Origin of the sequence: uncultured Roseobacter sp., assembly GCF_947495275.1 — a bacterium.
In the GTDB taxonomy this organism is placed as follows: domain Bacteria; phylum Pseudomonadota; class Alphaproteobacteria; order Rhodobacterales; family Rhodobacteraceae; genus Roseobacter.
Genome location: NZ_CANLYL010000002.1, coordinates 508,352 through 530,965 on the forward strand (window position 1 = coordinate 508,352; position 22,614 = coordinate 530,965).

Here is a 22,614-nt window from a genome sequence, read left to right on the forward strand (position 1 = left end):
AACCGTCGCTCTTGCTCTTGTGACTGCCTTGCGTTGATAAAGGGGTTCAGGTTCATCGCCTTTCGTCGTTCAGAGCAGGTTATCATGAAAAATAAAGTCGATATCGCGCGCCAATTCATCGAAGCGATTCCCCACAGCAAAGCGCTGGGCATGCAATTGACCGATATGGGAGAAGGTGTGGCCACAATAGAGATGCCCTATGATGGCAAACTGGTGGGAGACCCGGATACCGGCGTGATCCATGGTGGTGCTGTATCTGCGCTGATGGATACCTGCTGTGGCGCTGCGGTCATGAGCCACCCCGCAAATCCTGGCGGCACAGCGACCATTGATCTGCGTATTGACTACATGCGCGCGGCAACGCCCGGGCAGGCGATCCGGGCGCAGGCCATCTGCTATCACGTGACGCGTACGGTGGCATTTGTGCGCGCAACGGCAACGGATGACGATACGGATAACCCCGTGGCCGCTGCAACCGGGGCGTTTACGGTGGAGGGCACGCGATGAAAGCGCCCCGCAGACCCCCCGAGCCCGTGCAGATCGTCAAGCAGCGCCGGGATGCCACCTTGCGTGCGCTGGTCGAACGGGTGCCCTACATACAGTACCTCGGCATGCAGTTTGAACGCAAAGGCGACGAACTGACCGGCGTTTTGCCTTTCGATCAGAAACTGATCGGAAACCCGATGCTGCCCGCCATTCACGGGGGTGTGACGGCAGCCTTTCTGGAAGTGACGGCCATCATCACTTTGAGCTGGTTCTTTCTTTGGGAAGATGTCGAATCCGGTGCGATCGATACGGCGGCGCTCGAAGCTGGCGGTTTGCCGCGATTGCCCAAAACAATCGACTTCTCAACGGATTATCTGCGCTCCGGCCTGCCGCGCGACGCCTATGCGCGCGCGCGCATCAACCGGTCGGGAAGACGCTATGCTTCTGTGCATGTCGAGGCCTGGCAGGACAATCGTAACAGGCTCTTTGCCCAGGCCACGGGTCATTTTCTGATGCCGTCGCAGCGTGACTGAAACCGTTACCGGTGCGCCAGCTGCGGTCACGCACCGGCGCGTTCTGAAGGTCGCGCTGCCAATCGTTCTGTCGAATGCCACTGTCCCCATACTTGGTGCAGTCGATGTGGGTGTGGTCGGGCAAATGGGCGAGGCTGCCCCTATTGGCGCGGTTGCTCTTGGTGCGATCATCCTGTCCACCGCCTACTGGATTTTCGGGTTCCTGCGGATGGGGACTGTCGGTCTGGTCGGGCAGGCCGAAGGGGCAGGAGACAAGGCAGAAGTGTCAGCCTGGCTGACACGCGCGTTGCTGGTTGCCATGGCGGGCGGCTTGGGTCTGATTGCCTTGCAGCCTTTAGTCTTCTGGGCGGCCTTGCAACTGGCACCGGCCAGCGAGGAGGTTGAAAGTCTCGCGCGCGCCTACCTGAGCATTCGCATCTGGACAGCACCCGCTGCCATCGCCGTTTACGCACTGACCGGATGGCTGGTCGCGATGGAGCGCACGTCAGGCGTCTTCTGGGTGCAGCTGGTCATGAACGGCGTCAATATCGCGCTTGATCTGCTGTTTGTGCTGGTCTTCGACTGGGGCGTGAACGGCGTCGCCGTCGCGACAGCGATTGCGGAGGTTACCGGTGCAGGCCTGGCTTTGTGGTTCTGTCGCGCAGCCTTTCAACGACCTGATTGGCGCGACTGGTCCCGCATCTTTGACCGCGCCAAGCTGATCCGCATGGCTTTGCTCAACACCGACATCCTGTTGCGCTCCGCAATGCTGATGATCATTTTTTCCTCGTTTGTCTTTATCGGCGCCAAGTTCGGTGACGTGACGCTCGCGGCCAACGAGGTGTTGGTGCAGTTCATGTACATCACGGCCTATGCGATGGATGGTTTCGCCTTCGCCGCCGAGACCCTGATCGCGCGGGCCTTCGGTCGCGGTGACCGTGCGAACGTCCGGCGCAGTGCGCTGCTGACAACCGTCTGGGGCGGACTTGTCTGCGTTACCATGGCAGCTGCATTCGCATTTGCGGGTAGCTGGATCATTGATGTGATGGCCAAAGATGCTGATGTGCAGCAAACCGCCCGGATTTTTCTGCCCTATATGGTTATCGCGCCGCTGGTCGGCTGCATTGCCTGGATGATGGATGGGATCTACATCGGCGCGATGCGCAGCCGCGACATGCGCAATATGATGGCGTTGAGCTTTGCGATCTACTGGGCAGCCATTTTCATTTTGCTGCCCTTGCTTGGTAACCACGGATTATGGATCGCGCTGCTGATATCTTTTGCCGCGCGTGGCGTGACGCTGGGGCTGCGATATCCGGCACTGGAGGCGTCCGCCGAAAAACGCTGATGCTAAAGCCAATCGTCGCGGCGGCTACCGATCGCTTCGCTGACATTTGAAAAACCATCGCGGGCCAGCAATTGGTCAAGCCCCGAGGCGATGTCCCCGACCAGCGACAGCCCACTGTAAACGAGCGCGGTGTAAAGCTGCACCGCCGTAGCGCCGGCACAGATTTTTGCATAGGCCTGCTCTGCCGATCCGATGCCGCCGACCCCGATCAATGGGATGTCGGTCCGGGTGGAAAGCTGCGCCAAAACCCTGGTGGCACGTTCAAAAAGCGGCTGGCCAGACAAGCCACCCGCTTCGCTTGCTTGCGCACTGCGCAGCCCGTCACGTGACAGCGTCGTGTTGGTCGCGATGATGGCATCTACGCGTGCTTCCTGCGCCACGGCAGCAATATCGGCGATTTCACCATCGGTCAGATCGGGGGCGATCTTCAGGAATACAGGGGTTCGGCCGCGCACCTGCATGACGCCATCCAGCAATGCCGCCAGTGCCTCGGGTCCCTGCAGATCGCGCAATTTCTCCGTATTGGGCGAAGAGACGTTCACCGTGGCGAAATCCACGTCACGACCAAGATGCGCCATGACCTTTGCAAAATCAGCAGCGCGGTCCTCGCTGGTCTTGTTGGCCCCAAGATTGATGCCAACGGGCAGATTGACCGATGCCTCTTTCAGCCGAGTGCCGATGGTGGTCATTCCGTCGTTGTTGAACCCAAAGCGATTGATGGCAGCGGCATCCTGCGTCAGGCGGAACAGGCGCGGCTTGGGATTGCCGGGTTGTGGTTGCGGTGTTGCCGCCCCCACTTCCAGAAAGCCGAAACCGGCACGTCCTAAAGGCGCAATAGCCTGAGCGTTTTTATCGAAACCTGCTGCGAGCCCGACCGGGTTTGCCAGCGAAAGACCCGCCAGAGTGACTTGGAGCCGATCAGAGGTGATCGGCCCTTGTGTTGGCCCCAAACCGCTTTGCAGCGCCTTGATGGCCAGCATATGTGCCGCTTCAGGGTCGATCTGGCGCAATGCGCGCAGCCCGACCTGTTCGAGAACGCGTTTCATGGCGCGCCGGAAATCATGCGCTGGTCTCTTCCAGACCCGCCGGGAACAGGTGCAGACCATCTTTCAGCGGCAAAGGCTGTGCCCAAACCACATCATCCAGCCTCAGAACGCGGTAGAGATGCGGGAACAGTTGGTCGCCGCGCGAAACTTCCCATTTCAGGTCGTCGCCGAGGCGATCTGTTTCCACCGCAAGCAGCATCAAACCGTCTTGGCCGGCAAAGTGCTTTGCCGCGGTTTCTGCGGCTTGCGAGGATGTCGAGAAGTGCACATAGCCGTCACTGACATCAATTGGCGCGCCTGTGGTTTCACCCTTTGCGCGCAGTTCTGCCCATTCATCGGCACGGAATATTTTGTAGATCATCATGGTCTGCCTGATGCCCTGCGACTGTTACAGCGTCAAGGCCCTCTGCAGCTGGAAGGGGTCGCCATCATGACGCAGGGTAACGCCCGCCCGTTTCACCACAGAGCCTTTGACACGCGCTCTCCCATTGGCCACGATGTTGGCATGTTCCAATCGAGGGGAAAACCATGAAACGATTCCTGACAGCAACCGCCGCCCTTGCCCTGACAAGCGGCATGGCGTCTGCTGAATACAATCTGACAATTCTGCACACCAATGACTTTCACGCACGTTTTGAGCCGATCAGCAAATATGACAGCGGCTGCTCTGCGGAAGATGATGGCGAGGGCAAGTGTTTTGGCGGATCGGCCCGGCTGGTCACGGCTATTGCAGAGGCGCGCGCCAGGTCCAACAATTCGATCCTCGTGGACGGCGGCGATCAGTTTCAGGGCACGCTCTTTTACACCTATTACAAGGGCGCGCTGGCTGCTGAGATGATGAACAAGCTCGGCTATGATGGCATGACCGTCGGCAACCACGAATTTGACGACGGGCCGGAAGTGTTGCGCGGGTTCATGGATGCGGTGAATTTTCCGGTTCTGATGTCGAATGCGGATGTTTCCAATGAACCGCTGCTTGCTGACAAACTGGCCAAATCGACGGTGATCGAACGCGGTGGCGAGAAAATCGGGCTGATCGGCCTGACGCCTGAGGACACCGACGAACTGGCCTCTCCGGGCGATAACATCACCTTTTCCGATCCAGTTGCGGCGGTTCAGGGGGAAGTGGACAGGCTGAGCGCTGAAGGTGTCAACAAAATCATCGTGCTGAGCCATTCCGGCTACCGTACGGACCAGCGCGTTGCCGCAGAGACCACAGGCGTTGACGTCATTGTCGGCGGTCACTCCAATTCGCTGTTGTCCAATTCCAGCGATCGCGCCGAAGGACCCTATCCGACGATGGTCGGTGATACGGCCATTGTGCAGGCCTATGCTTACGGTAAATTTCTGGGCGAATTGAACGTCACATTCGATGACGCGGGCAATATCACCGAAGCCAAGGGGGAACCCATCCTGATCGACGGAAACGTCGCCAAGGACGCGGATACCGCCGCGCGGATCGCTGAAGCTGCGGCACCGCTCGACAAGATCCGCAACAAGGTAGTGGCTGAAACTGCTGCCGAGATTGTCGGTGTGCGTGAAGATTGCCGGGCCAAGGAATGTGCCATGGGCAACCTGATCGCGGACGCCATGCTGGCGCGTGTGAAAGATCAGGGTGTTGAGATCGCGATCCAGAACGGTGGTGGCATCCGTGCCAGTATCGACGCAGGTGAAGTTACCATGGGCGAAGTCCTGACGGTCCTGCCTTTCCAGAATACCCTGAGCACCTTCCAGGTCACTGGAGAGACAATTCTGGCCGCCTTGGAAAATGGCGTGAGCGAACATGAGGAAGGGGCAGGGCGTTTCCCGCAGGTTGCGGGCATGAGCTACGCGTTTGACGTCTCCAAACCCGCCGGCAGCCGGATCAGCGACGTCATGGTCGGTGGTGCACCCATTGACCTTGCGAAGGTCTATTCGGTTGTGTCCAACAACTATGTGCGTAACGGCGGAGATGGCTACGACATGTTCAAAGCCGCGCAAAACGCCTATGATTTTGGGCCCGATCTGGCTGATGTGACGGCTGAATTCCTCGCGGCAAACGGCCCCTATTCGCCCTACACAGACGGGCGCATCACAGCCAAGTAGACGCGCCGTAAAATCATGCCAACACGCCCGGACCAAGTTTCGGGCGTGTTTTTTTTGTGCATTGTGATTGCTGGAAACCTGGGTCGCGTCAGTTGTCCTGCCGAAGTGTGCAGACGTATGGCAGCTGTACTTCCAGACGATGCGTTGGCACTGAGGTGCCAACTCACCCCGACAATTGAGTTTCCCAAAGGTCCAGATTCAGTGTTTGCTCGATGATGTGGGAACGCACAGTGCTTGGGGGCGCCACAACCCGCGGTCTGCTCCGCGCTTGGCGTATTCCAGCGTACGTCCCGTCTGCACGCGTTGACAGCGCTGTGATCTCAAAACGGGTCGCAGGCCAGAACTCCAAGGATCACAGTTTGTCGACCCAAACAGCGCCAGTGTTTCGCTCGACGGTCGCGTGCCTCAGTTGATCAAAGGCGCGCGTGTCAGGTCAAGGCGGCCTTCGATGAGGCGATCTGACCAGCCGTGAAACCGGCCCGCCATCTCAGGCTGAAAATGAACGGTCGCTTCGGCGCGGGCAGCAATTGTGTCGGTGGTCCACAAGCCTTCTGAGCCGCTGACCGCATGAGCCTGACCGCTTTCATTGATGAAGCGAACCGTATCTCCGATTTGAACGTCAATATGTTCCGGGAAATAGGCAGAGGCCAAAATGATAACGATATGCTCTTCTGAAAGCGCCGTGTCGGCCGTGAATGAGACCGATCCAAAAAACAAGACAGATACTAGATACGCAGGTTTACACAACAAAACAAAATTCCTTAGATCGGTCCCACCCAATCAGCAGATAACCCTGCCCTAAAATCGAACTAAGACTGAAATGTGCCGGAACCATGGCGGAAATATGGCAACATGCACTCGCACAGAGTGTTTCCCAAGTCTCTACAATGCATTGAAAAAAAACAGTTTTCTAGCATTTGGGGAAGTTCGCGCATGAGGTGTGCGAGTCTAGGTGCCCGAAGCCTGACATTTCAGCCACTTACGAAACGACGTTAGAGCAGATGTCTCTTCGCGGTCTCGCGGCCAGACAAGATAATAGCTCCCGATGCTCTCGGACGAGTGTTCTGAAGCCAAGACAAGTTGACCGTTCGCCAGATAGGGCTCTGCGAAAAAAGTCGGAAGCAATGCGACACCCATACCGTGGATGGCAGCCTGCGCCATGGTGGAAAATTGATCGAAAACCATGCCCGGCGGTGGCACTGCTTCGGACCCCAGCGCGCGCATCCATCTGATCCATCCTCTTGGCCGCGTATCAAGATGCAACAAATCGTAGTGCAGCAAATCTGTGGGATCGGAGAGCGGTGAGGACAGCAAAGCGGGTGAACAAACGGGCACTACAGTCTCCGGAAGAAGTGGTAGATATCCAACGCCGGGCCAGTCTTCGCGGCCAAAGTGTATGGCCGCGTCGAAAGATGATGTTCTGAAGTCGAACCTGGCGAGGCGTGTGGAAAGGTTGACGGTAACCTCCGGATGATTGCGGGCGAAATCCCGCAATCGAGGGGCCAACCAGTGCATGCCGAAGGCAGGCAGGATGGCGAGGTTCAAGGTCCCGCCTGTGGTTTCCGAGCGTGCAGAGACCGTTGCCTGCGCAAGCCGTTGCAATATGTCTCGAACTTCGCGCACGTAGTCGTCGCCTTTTGAGGTAAGCACGAGGCCACGCCCTTCTCTCACGATCAATTCAGCGCCAAGTTGATCTTCCAGAGATCTCAATTGACGGCTAATGGCACTTTGCGTCAGGGAAAGCTCGGATGCGGCCCGCGTCGCACTTCCCAGGCGGGCAACGGCCTCAAAGGCAAGAAGAGCGGAGATTGACGGAAGATACCGACGCGGGACAGACATATGAGTTTTTCTCATGAATGACAGGATAAAGCATCGTTAGTCTTTTGGCATTTCCTTTGCAATAATGCGGCAACGCCCTGCGGGGCTGTCGCTGCCACGAGAGGACATGAGATGAACGTTGAAAGCCCAGTTTTGAAAGCCAAGGATGCACCTGATCTTGGCTCTTTTGAGTGGTCCGATCCGTTTCGCCTAGCGGATCAATTGCATGAAGACGAGCGCATGGTTCAGGCCTCGGCACGTGCATATGCGCAGGAAAAATTGCAACCACGCATCATTGAGGCCTTTGAGAAGGAAACCACGGAGCCGGGTATCTTTCGCGAAATGGGAGAGATGGGATTGCTGGGGGTGACTTGCCCGGAGGAATACGGTGGGCTGGGGTCATCCTACGTATCTTACGGGCTGGTGGCGCGCGAAGTGGAGCGGGTGGATTCGGGCTACCGGTCGATGATGTCCGTACAATCCAGCCTCGTGATCTATCCCATTTACGCATATGGCTCCGAAGCGCAACGCAACAAATATCTGCCCAAACTCTGCTCGGGGGAATGGATCGGCTGTTTTGGCCTGACCGAACCGGATGCGGGTTCCGATCCTGCGGGCATGAAAACACGCGCCGTGAAAACCGCGACCGGCTACAGGTTGACCGGATCAAAGATGTGGATTTCCAACGCGCCGATTGCGGATGTTTTTGTGGTCTGGGCGAAATCAGAAGAACACGGCGGCAAAATTCGCGGTTTCGTGCTGGAGAAAGGCATGGAAGGCCTCAGCGCGCCAAAGGTGGGCAACAAACTGTCCTTGCGCGCGTCGATCACCGGCGAGATCGTGATGGATAACGTCGAGGTGGGCGACGATGCCCTGCTGCCCAATGTGCAGGGGCTCAAAGGCCCGTTCGGATGTCTGAACCGGGCGCGCTATGGCATCAGTTGGGGGGCGATGGGGGCGGCCGAATTCTGCTGGTACGCGGCGCGGCAATATGGTCTGGACCGCCACCAGTTTGGCAAACCCTTGGCGGGCACGCAGCTATTCCAGAAAAAACTGGCTGATATGATGACAGAGATTTCGCTGGGATTGCAGGGCTCGTTGCAGGTGGGCCGTCTGATGGATGAGGCCAATGCCGCACCCGAGATGGTCAGCATCGTCAAACGCAACAATTGCGGTAAGGCGCTTGATATCGCGCGGATGGCGCGGGACATGCACGGCGGCAACGGGATCAGCGGAGAGTTTCAGGTGATCCGCCATATGATGAATCTCGAAACGGTGAACACCTATGAGGGCACGCATGATGTGCATGCGTTGATCCTGGGACGCGCGCAAACCGGCCTTCAGGCGTTTTTCTGATCAGCAGGCTTGCCAAGAAGATGAGTGATTGATGGACCGTGTCCAGATTGTGCATGAGAATTTCCTGTCACGGCTTGCGACAGGCGATTTTCCCGAAGGTGCAGCACCCGCACCGGGTTTGACAGCAGATGAGGCTTTGCAGCTTTACCGCGCTCAGGTGCTGAGCCGGGCGTTGGATATCCAAAGCCGGGCGATGCAGAAGGCAGGGCGGGGGTTCTACACAATTGGCTCATCCGGTCATGAGGGGATGGCGGCCGTGGCAAAGGCGCTGCGACCCGACGACATTGCCTTTCTGCACTACCGCGATGCCGCGTTTCAGATCGCGCGGGCGCAACAGGCCGGTCAGAAAGGCATGATGCGGGGTATGCTGCTGAGCTTTGCCTGTTCCTCCGAGGATCCGACCAGCGGGGGGCGTCACAAGGTGCTGGGCAGCCGCGCGCTGATGATCCCGCCCCAGACCTCGACCATTGCCAGCCATTTGCCCAAAGCACTGGGGGCCGCCTATAGTATCGGTTTGTCCCGTCGCCGCGCGCCTGAACACGGGTGCCTGGCCCGGGATGGTCTGGCGATGGTGTCCTTTGGTGATGCCTCGGCAAATCATTCCACCGCCCAAGGAACGATCAACGCTGCTGGGTGGACATCCATTCAGGGCGCGCCCTTGCCCTTGCTGATGGTGTGCGAAGACAATGGCATCGGCATCTCTACCAAAACACCGTCGGGCTGGATTAGGGCGTCGATGCAGCACAGGCCGGGTGTCCGTTACTTCGAGGCCGACGGGTTGGACATTTTTGCGGTTTTTGCGGCGGCACGTGCAGCCGCGCAATACGTACGCACCCAGAAAAAGCCTGCATTTCTGCACCTGCGTATGGTGCGGCTCTATGGGCACGCTGGCGCGGATGTTGCCACCAGTTATCTGCCGCGCGCGGAAGTAGAGGCGGATGAGGCAAATGATCCGCTGCTCCATTCCGCGAGGCTGCTGGTTCTCAAAGGCGCGGCATCAGCAGAAACCTTATCCGACATTTACCAATCCACATTGGAAGCGGTTGCGGTTGAGGCCGCACAAGTTGTCAGGCGACCGCATCTGAAAACGGCTGCGGACGTCATGGCCAGCCTGATCCCCCCAAAGCGGCACTGTGCGCCCAGCAACGGGCCGGACCCACAGGCCAGAGAAACGCTTTTTGGTGCCGATGCCGCGCAGATGAATGCGCCCCAGCCCATGTCGCGGATCATCAACTGGGCCTTGCACGATCTGATGCTGGCCCATCCCGAAACCCTGATCATGGGCGAAGATGTTGGTCGCAAGGGCGGGGTTTATGGCGTGACGCAGAAGCTGCAGGCGCGCTTTGGTCGCGACCGTGTGATCGACACGCTGCTCGATGAACAATCCATTCTTGGGCTGGCCATTGGCATGGCGCACAACGGATTTGTTCCGATGCCGGAAATCCAGTTTCTGGCCTATCTGCACAACGCTGAGGATCAGTTGCGGGGTGAGGCCGCGACGCTGCCCTTCTTTTCGATGGGTCAATGGACCAACCCGATGGTGCTGCGGATCGCCGGTCTGGGCTATCAAAAGGGCTTCGGCGGGCATTTTCACAATGACAATTCGCTGGCGGTGCTGCGCGACATTCCGGGCATCATCATCGCCTGCCCGTCAACCGGGGCCGACGCAGCGCAAATGCTGCGCGAGTGCCATAGGTTGGCGCGCGAAGAGCAGCGCGTTTGTGTCTTCGTAGAACCCATTGCGCTCTATCCCATGCGGGATTTGCATGGTGAAGGGGATGGTGGGTGGATGACCCCCTATCCTGATCCGGAAAAGACCATTCCGCTGAACACCGTCGGTGTGCACGGAGAGGGGGGCGATGTGGCGATTGTCACCTATGGCAACGGCCATTTCCTGTCGCGGCAGGCGCAAAAACAACTTCTCGCCTCTGACATCAAGGCTCGGGTCATTGATCTGCGCTGGCTTGCGCCCTTGCCGGTTGAGGCCCTGTTGGCGGCGCTCCAGGACTGTACGCATGTTCTGATTGTTGACGAATGCCGTCGTACCGGCGGGCAAGCGGAGGGTCTGATGGCGCTGATGGCGGAACACGGAATTGCAAGCTTTACGCGTCTTGCGGCGGAGGACAGTTTCATCGCCACAGGTCCTGCATATGCGGCCACCATGCCATCCTGCGACAGCATCGTCGCGGCGGTCAAGGCGCTTGTCGACTGAGACGTTGGCACGGCAGCGAAGCTTCCCGCCGTAGGCGCCCGTGCACGGTTCCGACTCGGCGATGAAGCTCTCAACTGGCCTTGCTGCAATACGATCCTGAGCGTTCTCTACTGGTATAAGAAATCGATGCAGTTCATTTTAGTGATTTAAAAATAAGTAGTTACCGATATTTCCCGAAAGTTTTTGCAAACGTGTGCAAAAATTTCTTGCCAAACGGCCATCTGAATGTCTAGCGTTGGGTAAGCCGGAAAATCAGCATCCGACAGTGGGGACATCATGGCCGAAATTCAACTGCGCAATATCAACAAGCGTTGGGGCAGCTTCGTAGGTGTCGATAACTTTGATCTGACCATCGCCGACGAGGAATTTCTGGTCCTTCTGGGGCCATCGGGCTGTGGGAAAACCACAACCATGCGTATGATCGCGGGACTGGAGGACGCGACAGAGGGTGAGATCATCATCGACGGGCGCGTGGTCAACGATTTGGACCCAAAGGACCGCGATGTTGCGATGGTGTTCCAGTCCTACGGTCTCTATCCCAACATGAATGTTTACGAGAACATTCGCTTTCCATTGAAAGTTCGCAAGATTCCGGAGGGTGAGCATGATGAACGCGTGCGCCGCGCCTCTGCAATGGTCGAACTCGACGACTTCCTGCATCGCAAACCTGCTGAACTCTCCGGTGGTCAACGTCAACGCGTGGCGTTGGCGCGGGCCATCGTGCGCGAACCCAACGTATTCCTGATGGATGAGCCTCTCAGCAACCTTGATGCCAAACTTCGGGTGTCCACGCGGGCGCAGATCAAGAACCTCAGCCACGAACTCAAAGTTACAACGGTCTATGTGACCCACGACCAGATTGAGGCCATGACATTGGCGGATCGCGTCGTCGTAATGAAGCAGGGCAAGGTGCAGCAGGTGGGCACGCCAACTGACATCTACGATCATCCCGCCAATACCTTTGTCGCAAGTTTCATTGGCAGTCCGGCCATGAACCTTGTCGATGGAACCTTGGAGGGCGGTGTTTTCACCGGAACCAACGTTTCGATTTCCGGGCTCAAAGGCCCTGATGGACCGGTAACGTTGGGGTTCCGCGCCGAAGATGCCACTCTCGCAGAAGGCGATGGTGGACAAATTACAGCGCCAATCTACACGATCGAGCTTTTGGGAGATGCGACGATGTTGACCGTGCGTGCCGGTGGGCAACTGGTCTCGGTCAAGGCCCATAAGGAATTCCGTGCAGAGATTGGGGATATGGTTTCCTTCTCCGTACCGGTCGCAATCTGTCATTTGTTCGACAAAGACAGCGGGACGCGCATTCAGCTGTCCTAAGCCGTGATGCCCTTTTTCGGGGCCAACCAAAGGGTGCAGACTTGCAAGATGCACCCGAGCCAACTGCAACAGGGAGTTTGCATATGTTCTTGAAGAAAATCGCATTGGCGGGGGCGATCTCGCTTATGGGAAGCACGGCATTTGCCGCGTGTTCCTACGAAAATACCACGCCGGTAAAATCTCTGAGTGCCGGATTTGAAGCCTGGAAGGCCGTCACGGATGCGATGGCTGAATGCGGAAACTTTCAGGCGGAGCTGGATCAGGAGTTCCGGACAAAGCAGCCTGCCGCGTTTGAAGCCAATCCGTCGCTTTACCAAATCGGTGGCGTGTCGAACGGAACCATCACGCCGCTGCTGAACGCCGGTACCATCCGCCCGTTGGACGATCTGGTCGAGAAATATGGGCAAAACCTGAAGCCCAATCAATTGATCCGCATCAATGGCCAGATCATGGCTGTGGCGATGATGGTGAACACGCAGCATCTGATGTATCGCTCTGACGTTCTTGCGGACCTTGGCATCGAAACACCCTCAACATGGGATGAAGTTCTGGCAGCCTCCGCCAAGATCAAGGAAGCTGGCGTCATGGAATACCCACTGGGTGCGACGCTGAAATCCGGCTGGAATCTGGCCCAGGATTTCAACAACATGTACGCCGGTTTTGGTGGCAAATTCTTCAACGATGACAACACGGCTGCCGTTAATTCCGAAGCGGGTATCAAATCGCTGGAGATGATGAAGGCGATGACCGAGTATACGGACCCTGAAGTCCTTGTCTCGGATTCCACCTACGTACAACAGCAGTTCCAGCAGGGTAAAATTGCAATGGCAAACCTCTGGGCAAGCCGCGCGGGTGCGATGGATGATGAAGCTGAAAGTCAGGTTGTCGGTAAGGTTGCGATGTCGGCTGCTCCCAAAGCTATGGAGGGCGGTGTTCCGGCCACAACTTTGTGGTGGGACGGTATCGTGATCGCCAAGAACATCTCTGACGAAGAGGCTGATGCCGCCTTCCGTCTCGCGATGGAAGGGCTGGATTCCGAAATGGTGAAAAGTGCCAATGACGCTGCGATCTGGCTGGTGGATGGCTACGCGCCAACTGACATTGCCAAGGGTGCGATTGAGACAGCGACGGCAAATCCTGCACCACCCGCCTATCCATCCACAACGCAGATGGGGCTGCTTCATTCCGCTCTGGGCAACGAGTTGCCAGCATTCTTTACAGGAGAACGCAGCGCCGAAGCCACTTTGGAAGCAATTACCGAAGCCTATACAACGTCAGCTAAAGAAGCTGGTGTCTTGAAGTAAACAAACGGCTGGCCGGGTATTCCCGGCCAGCGATCTTCTGTCGGCGATGTTTTGTTAAGCGCATCGAAATGTGTTTTGCAAAGCAAATTGAGCACTTTGCAAACCGAGTTGTCACGAGGGCAAGCCCATGAAATTCAAGACTTTTGCTGCTTTTGTTGGTCCATCTGTTTTCATGATGCTGTTGTTCATTGCGGCACCGTTGGTTAGCGTGTTCATCCAGAGTTTCCAAGTCACACAACCCATTTTGGAACAGATAGAGGTAGAAACCTGCACTCCCGGGTTCGTGACGCAAACCTGTACAACCGAAATCAAGACCGTACCGGTTCTGGATGACAGCGGGAAAACCGTGACGGAAACACGATGGGTGGGTTTGCAAAGTTACCGGAATGTTTTGCAAATGGAAAAGTTCTGGAGCGCTGTCGGGAATGGCGACTGGAATGCGATCATGCAGATCGACTTTTGGAAGGCCCTCAGATTCACCCTGTCGTTCACTTTGCTGACACTGCCATTGGTGATTGGCGTTGGTCTTGCCATCGCGCTGGCGGTCAACAATGCCACGCGGGCCATTCGCGGGCCCATCATATTCATCTCGCTGCTGCCCTTTATCATCACGCCGGTCATCGGGTCACTGTCGATCTATTGGCTTTTTGTCGGGGACGGTATCCTGACGGCGATGCTTGAACGCTGGAGTGGCACCAACATTTCAATGTTTGCTCAGGCTTGGACCATTGAACTGCTGATGTACTTCTACCGGGTCTGGCATGTGGCACCTTTCGCGTTCGTCATTTTCTATGCGGGTTTGCAGACTGTGAACATGGACACGCTGGAATCCGCTGTGATCGACGGTGCGAGCCGCTGGGAACGGCTGCGTCACGTCATCGTGCCACATCTGATGCCGCTGATCATTTTCATCGCGCTTATTCACCTGATGGATTGCTACCGCGTCTTCGAGGAAATCGTCGGTTTCCGCAGCCAGGCGCATGTCATTTCACTGCAATGGCTCACTTATGATTTCATGACGCCTGACGATGCCGGAAACCGTGCGATCAGCCGCGCGTCTGCGTCGGCTATGCTGACCATGGTCGGGATCGTCTTCCTGCTGATCCTGCCGTTGCGCCGAACCTGGCGAGACCACAAAGGGAGCGCGCACTAATGTCGACACCCAAAGCCATGCAGCAGTCTTTTGCGCTGCGTTTTTCCTCCGGTGCCTTCCTTGCGTTCTGGTGCCTGCTTGCCGCCTTCCCGATCTTCTGGATCGCGGTCATGAGTTTCAAATCCCCGGTAGACGCCTTTGCAGACAGCCCATGGGATGTGATCCTTGGCCCCGCCACCCGCGCCAACGGGGACGGGCTGTCGCTCTTGGACATCGTCGTTGGTCTCGTCGTGCTCTACTTTGCGATCCGGTGGGCGTTCACACGTCTTCCGGGTCTGGTTCGGCAATACTGCCCGCCGGGCCTGTTGGTATTGGGTTGGGTTTTCGGCGCGATCGCCTATGCCTTGGCATTTGTCCTGATCTTTTTTGGCCTTTTGCCTTTGGTTCTGGGGGCTCTCAATAGCATCCTGGGGCCCCTCGGCGCGCCGGTTCTTGGACTTACAACTGACCATTACGTGGCGGTGTGGGGCGAGAACGAATTCTACCGCAATTTTCTCAACTCGATGCTGGTAACGGCGGGGGTTGTCACCATTTCACTGACTGTGGGAACCTTGGCAGGCTATGGTCTCGCGCGTTCCGGCTCTGACCTTGCGTTCTGGCTGCTGATCCTGGCCTTGGTGTTCCGCGCCTTGCCGCACTCGGTTTTGGTTGCCGGATACCTGCCTGTCTTTATCAACTCTTCTGAAATCCTGCGTCCGATATTTGGCGACGGTGCGCCCACGCTTTACGGGCAACCCTGGGCCGTCATCGCCGTTCTGGTGTCGATCAACCAGCCTTTTACCATCTGGATGCTGCGCTCGTTTTTCCAGAATATCCCGGCAGAACTGGACGAAGCTGCCCGCGTTGATGGGTGCAGTCACTTTCAGGCTTTCCGCCGTGTCATCATGCCGGTGATGTGGCCGGGGGTGATCACCACGGGTCTCTTTTCCTTCCTGCTGGGGTACAATGACTTTCTGGTAACATCCCTGCTTCTGGACGCACAAAACCAGACCATGGTTCCGGCCATCGCAGGGTATTTCAACCGTGAAACAACCACCACGGATCAGGTCGAAGCGGTCGCGGCGGCGGTGTCGATCACCGCACCCCTGTTCCTGCTGGTCATGGTGTTCCAGCGCCAGATTGTATCGGGTCTGACGGCGGGGGCTGTGAAAGGCTGATGAGCAGACGTGCCAGAACCGGCCTGATGCAGCGTCACCCGGCGCTCAACAGGCTGCCCAGGGATTTCATCTTGAGATGCGTCACTGATCTGACGCTGTTTCAAAACAAAGATGAAAGGACCCTGTGATGAAGGGATCAAGGCCAGAACAGGCCGTGCTCAGCAAAGACACGGACATGAGCAAAACCGAAGAGACCCGTGCGGTCATTGAGGGTATGGTGGACGGCCTGAACGACCACCGCATAGATGATATCGGTACCTTCTTTGCCGATGGCTTTCGCTGGATGGGCAATCAGGGATGCGGCACCAAAATCGGGTTGCAGGCGTTCCAGGATAATTGGCAACGGCCTTTTCAGGCGGCCTTTTCCGACAAGGTTTGTGTGGATGAAGCGCGGCTTTACATGGGCGAATGGGCCGCCGCTTTTGGCCGACAGGAAGCCACGCATTCGGGCGCATTCATGGGTGTCGAACCAACAGGCAAGCGCGTGGAAATTCGGTACATGGATTTCTGGAAAGTGGAGGAAGGCCGCATCACCGATAATTGGGTGATGGTGGATTTCCCGCATGTGCTGGCCCAGTTGGGCAAGGATGTTTTTCAGGGGGAAGGCTGGGAAGCCTTTGATCGCGGTGAAAAAACGCCGCCGCGTCCCGATCAGTAAAGAGGTGGTCTCATGGCAATTGAATATCTCAAAAGTGGAAAACCGGCCGCAGAACGTGCTGACGATGATGCAAAAACGCGCGCTGCAGTGGAGGCGACACTCGCTGATATCGAAGCGCGCGGTGACGTGGCCGTGCGGGCATTATCGGAAAAGTTCGACAACTATTCTCCTGCCAGCTTCAGGCTGAGTATGGCGGAAATTGACGCGTTGATCGCTCAGTTGAGCCCGCGCGAATTGGCGGACATCAAGTTCGCACAGGAACAGGTTCGCAATTTCGCACAAGCGCAACGCGACAGCATGCTGGATATCGAAGTCGAAACCATGCCCGGGGTCATCTTGGGGCACAAGAACATCCCCGTGCAATCGGTCGGGTGCTATGTTCCGGGCGGGAAATTTCCAATGGTGGCCAGCGCGCATATGTCCGTCGCCACGGCTTCGGTTGCCAAGGTGCCGCGTATCATTGCCTGCACGCCGCCCTTCAAGGGCAAGCCCAATCCGGCAGTGATCGCCGCGATGCATCTGGGCGGCGCGCATGAGATTTACGTCATGGGGGGTATTCAGGCGGTCGGGGCCATGGCCCTTGGCACAGACACCATTGAGCCTGTGCACATGATCGTGGGTCCGGGCAACGCCTTTGTCGCAGAAGCCAAACGCCAGCTTTTTGGCCGTGTCGGGATTGATCTTTTCGCAGGCCCCACGGAAACCATGGTGATCGCGGATGATACAGTAGACGCGGAGATCTGTGCCACCGATCTTTTGGGGCAGGCGGAGCATGGGTATAACTCACCCGCCGTGCTCCTGACCAATTCGCGCAAACTTGCAGAACAAACGCTTTCCGAGATTGACCGCATTCTGGAAATTTTACCAACCGCGGACACCGCGAAAGTCAGTTGGGAGGACTATGGCGAAGTGATCCTGTGTAGCAGCTATGACGAAATGCTGGCCGTTGCCGATGATATTGCTTCCGAGCATGTGCAGGTGATGACCGACCGGGATGACTGGTTTCTGGAGAACATGACCTGCTACGGTGCGCTGTTTCTCGGCCCGCGCACGAATGTGGCCAATGGCGACAAGGTCATCGGGACGAACCACACCCTGCCGACCAAAAAAGCCGGGCGGTATACGGGCGGGTTGTGGGTTGGTAAGTTTTTGAAAACGCATAGCTATCAGAAGGTTCTCACCGATGAGGCGGCCGCAGAAATCGGGGCTTATGGCTCGCGCCTGTGCATGTTGGAAGGCTTTGTCGGTCATGCGGAGCAGTGCAATCTGCGTGTGCGCCGCTATGGCGGGGTGAATGTTCCCTATGGCACCGGCGCACCGGTGCAGGAAGCGGCGGAGTAATCCTGCATGGACGCCAATCAGCGCAACAAGGACAAGGCGCTGGCGCTTTGGACAGCGCTCGACACCGACCCTGGCAGTGCGCGCGCGCTTTTGCCCGCGCTCACCTATTGGCAAGCGTCGGAACCCATTGGTGTGCACACCGATGCGGACGCGGTGATCGCGCAACTTTTCACCCCGTTGCGCGCCGCGATCCCTGATCTGAAACGGGACGTGCATATATTCATGGGTGGTGCGTCCGAAGCCCATGAGAGTGGTGCCGAAGATGGCGCGTGGTGGGTCGCTGGCACCGGCTACTATACCGGGCGGGCAACGGCATCGGCCTTCGGTATCCCGGCAACACAGACCGATTTGCGGATCAGATGGGGTGAATTCTTGCGTTTTGACGATGCGGGCGAGATTACCCATGCGCAGACGATCTGGGATTTCGTCGACTGGTGCGACCAGATTGGCATGCCGGTGCTGCCCAAACCGCGCGGAGCATTGCATGTTTTCCCGGCGGCGACGGCGTATGACGCGATTCTGAGCACGCCCCAAAGCGATGTCGCAACCCGCGAGACACTTGATTTCGGGCGGAATTTCATCTTCGGCGGTCTCAACCGCTACGACGAAAATGACCTTGGCAGCATGGGGATGGCCCGGTTTTTTCACCCGAATGTCAAATGGTACGGCCCCGGCGGCATCGGGGCGTGCCTGTCCTTGCGCGAGTTCGAGACCCTGCATCAAAATCCTTGGTTGACAGCCTTTCCCGACCGCAAGGTGATGCATCTGGAAAGCCTATTTGCAGAGGATCGTCTGTTGGCCGCCTCTGGTCCCAAAGGGGTCATCGGGACGCACAGCGGGACCTATCTGGGTCATCCGGCAACGGGCAATCCCATCGAGGTTTCGGGCCTGGATTTCTGGTTGCGCACCGGTGGAAAATTCACCGAAAACTGGGTCTTTGTGGACATGGTGCATCTCTTTGCGCAGATGGGTGTAGATCTCTTTACCCGCCTCGAAAGATCCGCCGTATGACGGATTTGCCCACATACCACAAAGAGCTGATCGCCCCCTTTCGCGCGGCACTTTATGATTTTGATATCAAGGCATTGCGCAGAACGCTGCAGGATATTTCCGCGCCGGATGCAATGTTTCGCCTGTCCTTCCCATTTGAGACCATGCAGAGCGTTGACACCTTCGTCGACACCGCCTTTGTCCCCTTGCAAAGCGCAATCCCCGACCTTGAGCGCCGCGATTTCATTGTGATGGCCGGGGCCACGCCGGAGGGTCATCAATGGGTTGGCTTCGGCGGGTATTATTGCGGCACGTTTCACAAGCCCTGGCGCGACATCCCGGCGACCGGGCATATCGTCCACATGCGGTTTCACGAGTTCTTCCGCTTTGTCGAGGGGCAGCTCGTTGAAATGCAGGCGATCTGGGACATTCCCGAGGTGATGATGCAGGCAAATGCCTGGCCGATGACGCCATCGCTGGGGCGCGAATGGCATGTGCCTGCGCCCGCCAGCAATGATGGCATCATTCCCGGCCCGCATGATCCAGCGGCGGGTATGGCAACATGCCAGCATATCATCGATGCGTTGAATTATCTCAAGAAACACCCTTCCGAGGGCGGACCGGAGGTCATGGAAATGGACCGTTTCTGGCACCCCAAACTGATGTGGTACGGGCCTTCCGGCATTGGCAGTGGTCGCGGCATCGAAGGGTTTCGAAACTGGCACCAGATCCCCTTCCTCAAGGCGATGCCGGATCGGGGGCAATATCTGGACGAGATCGAATACCACTTCTTTGGGGAGGCAAATTACGCCGCTGTCACCGGCTGGCCAAACATGTATCAATCCATCACTCAAGGAGGCTGGCTCGGCATCGCGCCGACGGGCCAGAAGATCGAAATGCGCTCTCTGGATTTCTGGCGCGTGGAAAACGGGCTGATCCGTGAAAACTGGGTATTGGTTGATCTATTGCAGATGTATGATCAGATCGGGGTCGATGTTTTCGCGCGCCTGCGCGAGTTCAACAAGGCCCGCGCGGGATTTGACCCGGAAACAGGAGTGGCCCTTTAATGGATTTGCCGAGAACGCCAAAGTTTGACCTGACCGGTCAACGCGCGCTGGTCACCGGAGCGTCCTCCGGCATCGGTCTGGGTTGCGCCGTGGCTATGGCAGAAGCAGGAGCCCATGTCGTGTGCGCCGCGCGGCGCCTGGACGTGCTGCAAGCCTCGGTCAATGCTATGGCTGCGCAAGGCTGGTCCGTCGAAGCCCTGCCGCTTGATCAGACAGATGTGGCCGCTTTGCCCGCCGTCTTTGAAGCGCCCTTCGACATTGTCGTCAATTCTGCCGGGCTGGCACGTCATTCACCCGCCGTGGAAACCACGCCTGATGATTTTGACGCGGTGATGAATATCAATTTGCGGGGGGCGTATTTTCTGTCCGCCGAGGCGGCAAAAGCCCTGATGTCGGCCGGAAAACGCGGCTCGATCATCCATATTTCCAGTCAGATGGCGCATGTGGGCGGTGTGGACCGCGCGGTTTACTGCGCGTCCAAACATGCGCTGGAAGGCATGGTCAAATCCATGGCAATCGAATGGGGCAAGTCAGGTATCCGGATCAATACGATCTGCCCCACGTTCATTCGCACGCCACTGTCAGCAGTGACACTCGACAACCCCGAACGCCTTGCATGGATCATGGACAAGATCAAACTGCCCCGCGTGGGCGAGATTGAAGACATCATGGGGGCGGCCCTCTTTCTGGCCTCAGATGCCTCGGCCATGGTCACCGGCACCTCGATGATGATTGATGGCGGGTGGACAGCAGGCTGATGGGCAAAGTGACCTCTCTGGAAGTGGCTGAAAAGGCCGGCGTCAGCCGATCCGCTGTCAGCCGCGTCTTCACGCCCGGTGCTTCCGTCAGCAAGGGGACTGCGGAAAAGGTGCGCAAGGCGGCGGCGCAACTGGGTTACCGGCCCAATGTGATCGCCCGCTCGCTGATCACCGGGCGCAGTCGCATCATCGGTCTGGTCGTGGCCTATCTGGAAAACCAGTTCTACCCGGAGGCGATTGAGCGCCTGTCCAAAGCGTTGCAGGCCGAGGGTTACCATGTTCTGGTTTTCATGGCATCGAACGATCATGACGCCACACAATCGGTGATTGACGAGCTATTGGATTATCAGGTCGATGCGATCATCGCCGCCTCGGTGGGCCTTTCGAACGATCTGACAAAACGCTGTGAGGGCCTGGGCATTCCCATCGTTCTGTTCAACCGTCACCAATATGATGATCGCCTCACCAGCGTCACATCCGACAATGTGGCAGGGGGGCGAAAACTGGCGGACTTCCTGATTGCGGGCGGACATACCCGCATCGCGCATATCGCGGGTTGGGAGGATGCATCCACGCAAATTGACCGCGAGAAGGGGTTTGTTGCCGGGCTGGCGGCAGCGGGCATGACGCTATTTGCCCGCGGTGTTGGTAATTTCAACTTTGAAACCGCACAGGCGGCGGCCCGCGAAATGTTTGCCGCAGAAGACCGTCCGGACGCTGTATTTGTGGCGAATGATCACATGGCTTTTGCCGTGATGGATGTGCTGCGATACGAGTTGAAACTGCGCATACCGCAGGATGTGTCGGTTGTTGGGTACGACGATGTGACGCTGTCGCACTGGCCCAGTTACGATCTGACAACCGTGCGCCAACCAGCCAATCGCATGGTCTCAGCGACAGTTGAGGCACTGCTTGCCCGCCTGACTGAAGCAGATGATGCGCCCCGGCGGATTGCGCTGGATGGCCCCCTGATTATCCGCGGCTCCGCCCGCAAACCTGAGGAATAAACGAACATGAAAGGCTTCGATCCGAAGTTCAAGGACTTTCCCGATTACATAATCGGGATCACCCGGGAAATCTGGGAGGATCGCGGCATCGCGACCCTGCACCAGTATTATTCAGACGATATCGTGGTGCGCTCACCTGCTTCCGTGGTCATTGGCAATCAGAATGTGATTGGTGCGACCATGGCGACTTTGGCGGAGTTTCCGGACAGAACCCTGCTGGGGGAGGATGTGATCTGGTCAGGGACACCTGAGGAGGGGATGTTGTCCTCACACCGGTTGCTGAGCACGGCAACACATGCCCATGACGGCGTTTATGGCAAGGCGACCGGCAAGAAACTGACCTACCGCATTCTGGCGGACTGCCATGCCATAAACAACCAGATCAACGATGAATGGCTGATCCGCGATCAGGGGGCGATTGTCCGGCAATTGGGGTGGGATCCCAAGGCATATGCCGCTGAGCTGATCGCGCGCGAAGGGGGGCCGGAGGCTTGCGTCAAACCGCTGAGCCCGGCAACCGATCAACCCGGGCCCTACAAAGGACGGGGTAATGACAACCCCTTGGGGGCGAAATATGCCGACATCCTGACGCGGATCATGAGCGCGGATATGGCAGCCGTCGGGGCTGAATATGACCGGGCCGCCCATCTGGAATACCCCGGCGGCGTGACTGGTCACAGCCACGGCGATGCCGATCAGTTCTGGATGGGGCTGCGCGCCTCTTTCCCCGATGCGGAGTTCCGGATTGACCATCAGATTGGCCGCGACGATGCGATGATGCCGCCGCGCGCTGCCCTGCGCTGGTCGTTGCATGGCAAACATTCAGGCTGGGGTCGGTTTGGCGCGCCCACAGGAGCCGAGGTTTATGTGCTGGGCATCAGCCACGCGGAATTCGGTCCCTGGGGGCTGCGCCGGGAATACGTCATATTCGATGAAACAACGATCTGGAAACAGATCCTGCTGCACACCGGGTGAGGTCATGGA

Annotated in this window: 21 protein-coding genes; 17 read left to right on the forward strand and 4 right to left on the reverse strand. The window is 57.7% G+C overall.

All coding sequences use genetic code 11. The annotated features are described in order from the left end of the window. Positions 1–84 precede the first annotated feature (84 nt). Genes Q0802_RS05760 through Q0802_RS05770 form a run of 3 tightly spaced genes read left to right on the forward strand, consistent with a single transcriptional unit; the run spans position 85 to position 2,346 of the window. Complete coding sequence (locus Q0802_RS05760) at positions 85–507, forward strand: PaaI family thioesterase (protein ID WP_298914900.1); 423 nt, start codon at positions 85–87, stop codon at positions 505–507. Continuing rightward, positions 504–1,019 carry a PaaI family thioesterase gene (locus Q0802_RS05765; RefSeq protein ID WP_298914903.1) on the forward strand — a complete coding sequence of 172 codons (516 nt, stop codon included), beginning with the start codon at positions 504–506 and terminating at the stop codon, positions 1,017–1,019. Before Q0802_RS05760 ends, Q0802_RS05765 begins: the two co-directional genes overlap by 4 nt. Next, positions 1,012–2,346 (forward strand): MATE family efflux transporter, encoded by a 1,335-nt coding sequence (locus Q0802_RS05770; RefSeq protein ID WP_298914906.1) that lies wholly within the window; start codon positions 1,012–1,014, stop codon positions 2,344–2,346. The genes Q0802_RS05765 and Q0802_RS05770 overlap by 8 nt, the downstream gene beginning before the upstream one ends. A gap of 2 nt (positions 2,347–2,348) precedes the next feature. Here the strand turns inward: Q0802_RS05770 and Q0802_RS05775 are convergent, their stop codons facing one another. After that, a complete protein-coding gene (locus Q0802_RS05775) occupies positions 2,349–3,392 on the reverse strand; it encodes a quinone-dependent dihydroorotate dehydrogenase (RefSeq protein WP_298914908.1) in 1,044 nt (347 codons plus the stop codon). Between the two features lie 13 nt (positions 3,393–3,405). Then, positions 3,406–3,756 (reverse strand): DUF952 domain-containing protein, encoded by a 351-nt coding sequence (locus tag Q0802_RS05780; RefSeq protein WP_298914911.1) that lies wholly within the window; start codon positions 3,754–3,756, stop codon positions 3,406–3,408. A gap of 164 nt (positions 3,757–3,920) precedes the next feature. Here Q0802_RS05780 and Q0802_RS05785 point away from each other — a divergent pair, with 164 nt between their 5' ends. After that, positions 3,921–5,477 carry a bifunctional metallophosphatase/5'-nucleotidase gene (locus tag Q0802_RS05785; protein WP_298914914.1) on the forward strand — a complete coding sequence of 519 codons (1,557 nt, stop codon included), beginning with the start codon at positions 3,921–3,923 and terminating at the stop codon, positions 5,475–5,477. 405 nt (positions 5,478–5,882) lie between these two features. Here Q0802_RS05785 and Q0802_RS05790 read toward each other — a convergent pair whose 3' ends face one another. Both Q0802_RS05790 and Q0802_RS05795 read right to left on the reverse strand, forming a co-directional pair. Beyond that, positions 5,883–6,194, reverse strand: coding sequence for a hypothetical protein (locus Q0802_RS05790; RefSeq protein WP_298914917.1), 312 nt, complete (start codon positions 6,192–6,194; stop codon positions 5,883–5,885). 231 nt (positions 6,195–6,425) lie between these two features. Continuing rightward, complete coding sequence (locus Q0802_RS05795) at positions 6,426–7,316, reverse strand: LysR substrate-binding domain-containing protein (RefSeq protein WP_298914920.1); 891 nt, start codon at positions 7,314–7,316, stop codon at positions 6,426–6,428. A 111-nt stretch (positions 7,317–7,427) separates the two neighbouring features. Between Q0802_RS05795 and Q0802_RS05800 the strand changes: the two genes are divergently transcribed. From Q0802_RS05800 to Q0802_RS05860, 13 genes are all read left to right on the forward strand, one after another. Continuing rightward, a complete protein-coding gene (locus tag Q0802_RS05800) occupies positions 7,428–8,651 on the forward strand; it encodes an acyl-CoA dehydrogenase (RefSeq protein WP_298914923.1) in 1,224 nt (407 codons plus the stop codon). A 31-nt stretch (positions 8,652–8,682) separates the two neighbouring features. Then, on the forward strand, positions 8,683–10,863 hold the full coding sequence (locus Q0802_RS05805) for a thiamine pyrophosphate-dependent enzyme (protein WP_298914926.1): 2,181 nt from the start codon (positions 8,683–8,685) through the stop codon (positions 10,861–10,863). Between the two features lie 276 nt (positions 10,864–11,139). Beyond that, positions 11,140–12,195: an ABC transporter ATP-binding protein gene (locus tag Q0802_RS05810; RefSeq protein ID WP_298914929.1), complete on the forward strand. Its 1,056-nt coding sequence runs from the start codon at positions 11,140–11,142 to the stop codon at positions 12,193–12,195. 83 nt (positions 12,196–12,278) lie between these two features. Further along, a complete protein-coding gene (locus tag Q0802_RS05815; protein ID WP_298914932.1) occupies positions 12,279–13,499 on the forward strand; it encodes an extracellular solute-binding protein in 1,221 nt (406 codons plus the stop codon). Between the two features lie 127 nt (positions 13,500–13,626). Next, entirely contained in the window at positions 13,627–14,652 is a 1,026-nt protein-coding gene (locus Q0802_RS05820) for a sugar ABC transporter permease (RefSeq protein ID WP_298914935.1), read from the forward strand. Further along, positions 14,652–15,809: a carbohydrate ABC transporter permease gene (locus Q0802_RS05825; RefSeq protein ID WP_298914937.1), complete on the forward strand. Its 1,158-nt coding sequence runs from the start codon at positions 14,652–14,654 to the stop codon at positions 15,807–15,809. Before Q0802_RS05820 ends, Q0802_RS05825 begins: the two co-directional genes overlap by 1 nt. A 127-nt stretch (positions 15,810–15,936) precedes the next feature. Continuing rightward, positions 15,937–16,467: an ester cyclase gene (locus Q0802_RS05830; protein WP_298914939.1), complete on the forward strand. Its 531-nt coding sequence runs from the start codon at positions 15,937–15,939 to the stop codon at positions 16,465–16,467. A 12-nt stretch (positions 16,468–16,479) separates the two neighbouring features. Then, positions 16,480–17,808 carry a histidinol dehydrogenase gene (gene hisD, locus Q0802_RS05835; RefSeq protein WP_298914942.1) on the forward strand — a complete coding sequence of 443 codons (1,329 nt, stop codon included), beginning with the start codon at positions 16,480–16,482 and terminating at the stop codon, positions 17,806–17,808. A 6-nt stretch (positions 17,809–17,814) separates the two neighbouring features. Beyond that, positions 17,815–18,819 (forward strand): ester cyclase, encoded by a 1,005-nt coding sequence (locus Q0802_RS05840; RefSeq protein WP_298914945.1) that lies wholly within the window; start codon positions 17,815–17,817, stop codon positions 18,817–18,819. After that, complete coding sequence (locus Q0802_RS05845; protein WP_298914947.1) at positions 18,816–19,865, forward strand: ester cyclase; 1,050 nt, start codon at positions 18,816–18,818, stop codon at positions 19,863–19,865. Before Q0802_RS05840 ends, Q0802_RS05845 begins: the two co-directional genes overlap by 4 nt. After that, positions 19,865–20,623, forward strand: a complete 759-nt coding sequence (locus tag Q0802_RS05850) for an SDR family oxidoreductase (RefSeq protein ID WP_298914950.1) — start codon at positions 19,865–19,867, stop codon at positions 20,621–20,623. The genes Q0802_RS05845 and Q0802_RS05850 overlap by 1 nt, the downstream gene beginning before the upstream one ends. Further along, the gene (locus Q0802_RS05855) at positions 20,623–21,630 is read left to right on the forward strand and encodes a LacI family DNA-binding transcriptional regulator (RefSeq protein ID WP_298914952.1); all 1,008 of its coding nucleotides are present in this window, start codon (positions 20,623–20,625) and stop codon (positions 21,628–21,630) included. The genes Q0802_RS05850 and Q0802_RS05855 overlap by 1 nt, the downstream gene beginning before the upstream one ends. A 6-nt stretch (positions 21,631–21,636) precedes the next feature. Next, on the forward strand, positions 21,637–22,605 hold the full coding sequence (locus tag Q0802_RS05860; protein ID WP_298914954.1) for an ester cyclase: 969 nt from the start codon (positions 21,637–21,639) through the stop codon (positions 22,603–22,605). Positions 22,606–22,614 lie beyond the last annotated feature (9 nt).

Excerpts from the sequence above, each read along its gene's own strand:
- Q0802_RS05860 (WP_298914954.1), top strand. The coding sequence starts at position 21,637 with ATGAAAGGCTTCGATCCGAAGTTCAAGGACTTTCCCGATTACATAATC.
- hisD (WP_298914942.1), top strand. The coding sequence starts at position 16,480 with ATGGCAATTGAATATCTCAAAAGTGGAAAACCGGCCGCAGAACGTGCT.
- Q0802_RS05800 (WP_298914923.1), top strand. The coding sequence starts at position 7,428 with ATGAACGTTGAAAGCCCAGTTTTGAAAGCCAAGGATGCACCTGATCTT.
- Q0802_RS05815 (WP_298914932.1), top strand. The coding sequence starts at position 12,279 with ATGTTCTTGAAGAAAATCGCATTGGCGGGGGCGATCTCGCTTATGGGA.
- Q0802_RS05830 (WP_298914939.1), top strand. The coding sequence starts at position 15,937 with ATGAAGGGATCAAGGCCAGAACAGGCCGTGCTCAGCAAAGACACGGAC.
- Q0802_RS05820 (WP_298914935.1), top strand. The coding sequence starts at position 13,627 with ATGAAATTCAAGACTTTTGCTGCTTTTGTTGGTCCATCTGTTTTCATG.
- Q0802_RS05840 (WP_298914945.1), top strand. The coding sequence starts at position 17,815 with ATGGACGCCAATCAGCGCAACAAGGACAAGGCGCTGGCGCTTTGGACA.
- Q0802_RS05760 (WP_298914900.1), top strand. The coding sequence starts at position 85 with ATGAAAAATAAAGTCGATATCGCGCGCCAATTCATCGAAGCGATTCCC.
- Q0802_RS05780 (WP_298914911.1), bottom strand. The coding sequence starts at position 3,756 with ATGATGATCTACAAAATATTCCGTGCCGATGAATGGGCAGAACTGCGC.
- Q0802_RS05825 (WP_298914937.1), top strand. The coding sequence starts at position 14,652 with ATGTCGACACCCAAAGCCATGCAGCAGTCTTTTGCGCTGCGTTTTTCC.
- Q0802_RS05785 (WP_298914914.1), top strand. The coding sequence starts at position 3,921 with ATGAAACGATTCCTGACAGCAACCGCCGCCCTTGCCCTGACAAGCGGC.
- Q0802_RS05765 (WP_298914903.1), top strand. The coding sequence starts at position 504 with ATGAAAGCGCCCCGCAGACCCCCCGAGCCCGTGCAGATCGTCAAGCAG.
- Q0802_RS05795 (WP_298914920.1), bottom strand. The coding sequence starts at position 7,316 with ATGTCTGTCCCGCGTCGGTATCTTCCGTCAATCTCCGCTCTTCTTGCC.
- Q0802_RS05810 (WP_298914929.1), top strand. The coding sequence starts at position 11,140 with ATGGCCGAAATTCAACTGCGCAATATCAACAAGCGTTGGGGCAGCTTC.
- Q0802_RS05845 (WP_298914947.1), top strand. The coding sequence starts at position 18,816 with ATGACGGATTTGCCCACATACCACAAAGAGCTGATCGCCCCCTTTCGC.
- Q0802_RS05855 (WP_298914952.1), top strand. The coding sequence starts at position 20,623 with ATGGGCAAAGTGACCTCTCTGGAAGTGGCTGAAAAGGCCGGCGTCAGC.
- Q0802_RS05775 (WP_298914908.1), bottom strand. The coding sequence starts at position 3,392 with ATGAAACGCGTTCTCGAACAGGTCGGGCTGCGCGCATTGCGCCAGATC.
- Q0802_RS05850 (WP_298914950.1), top strand. The coding sequence starts at position 19,865 with ATGGATTTGCCGAGAACGCCAAAGTTTGACCTGACCGGTCAACGCGCG.
- Q0802_RS05805 (WP_298914926.1), top strand. The coding sequence starts at position 8,683 with ATGGACCGTGTCCAGATTGTGCATGAGAATTTCCTGTCACGGCTTGCG.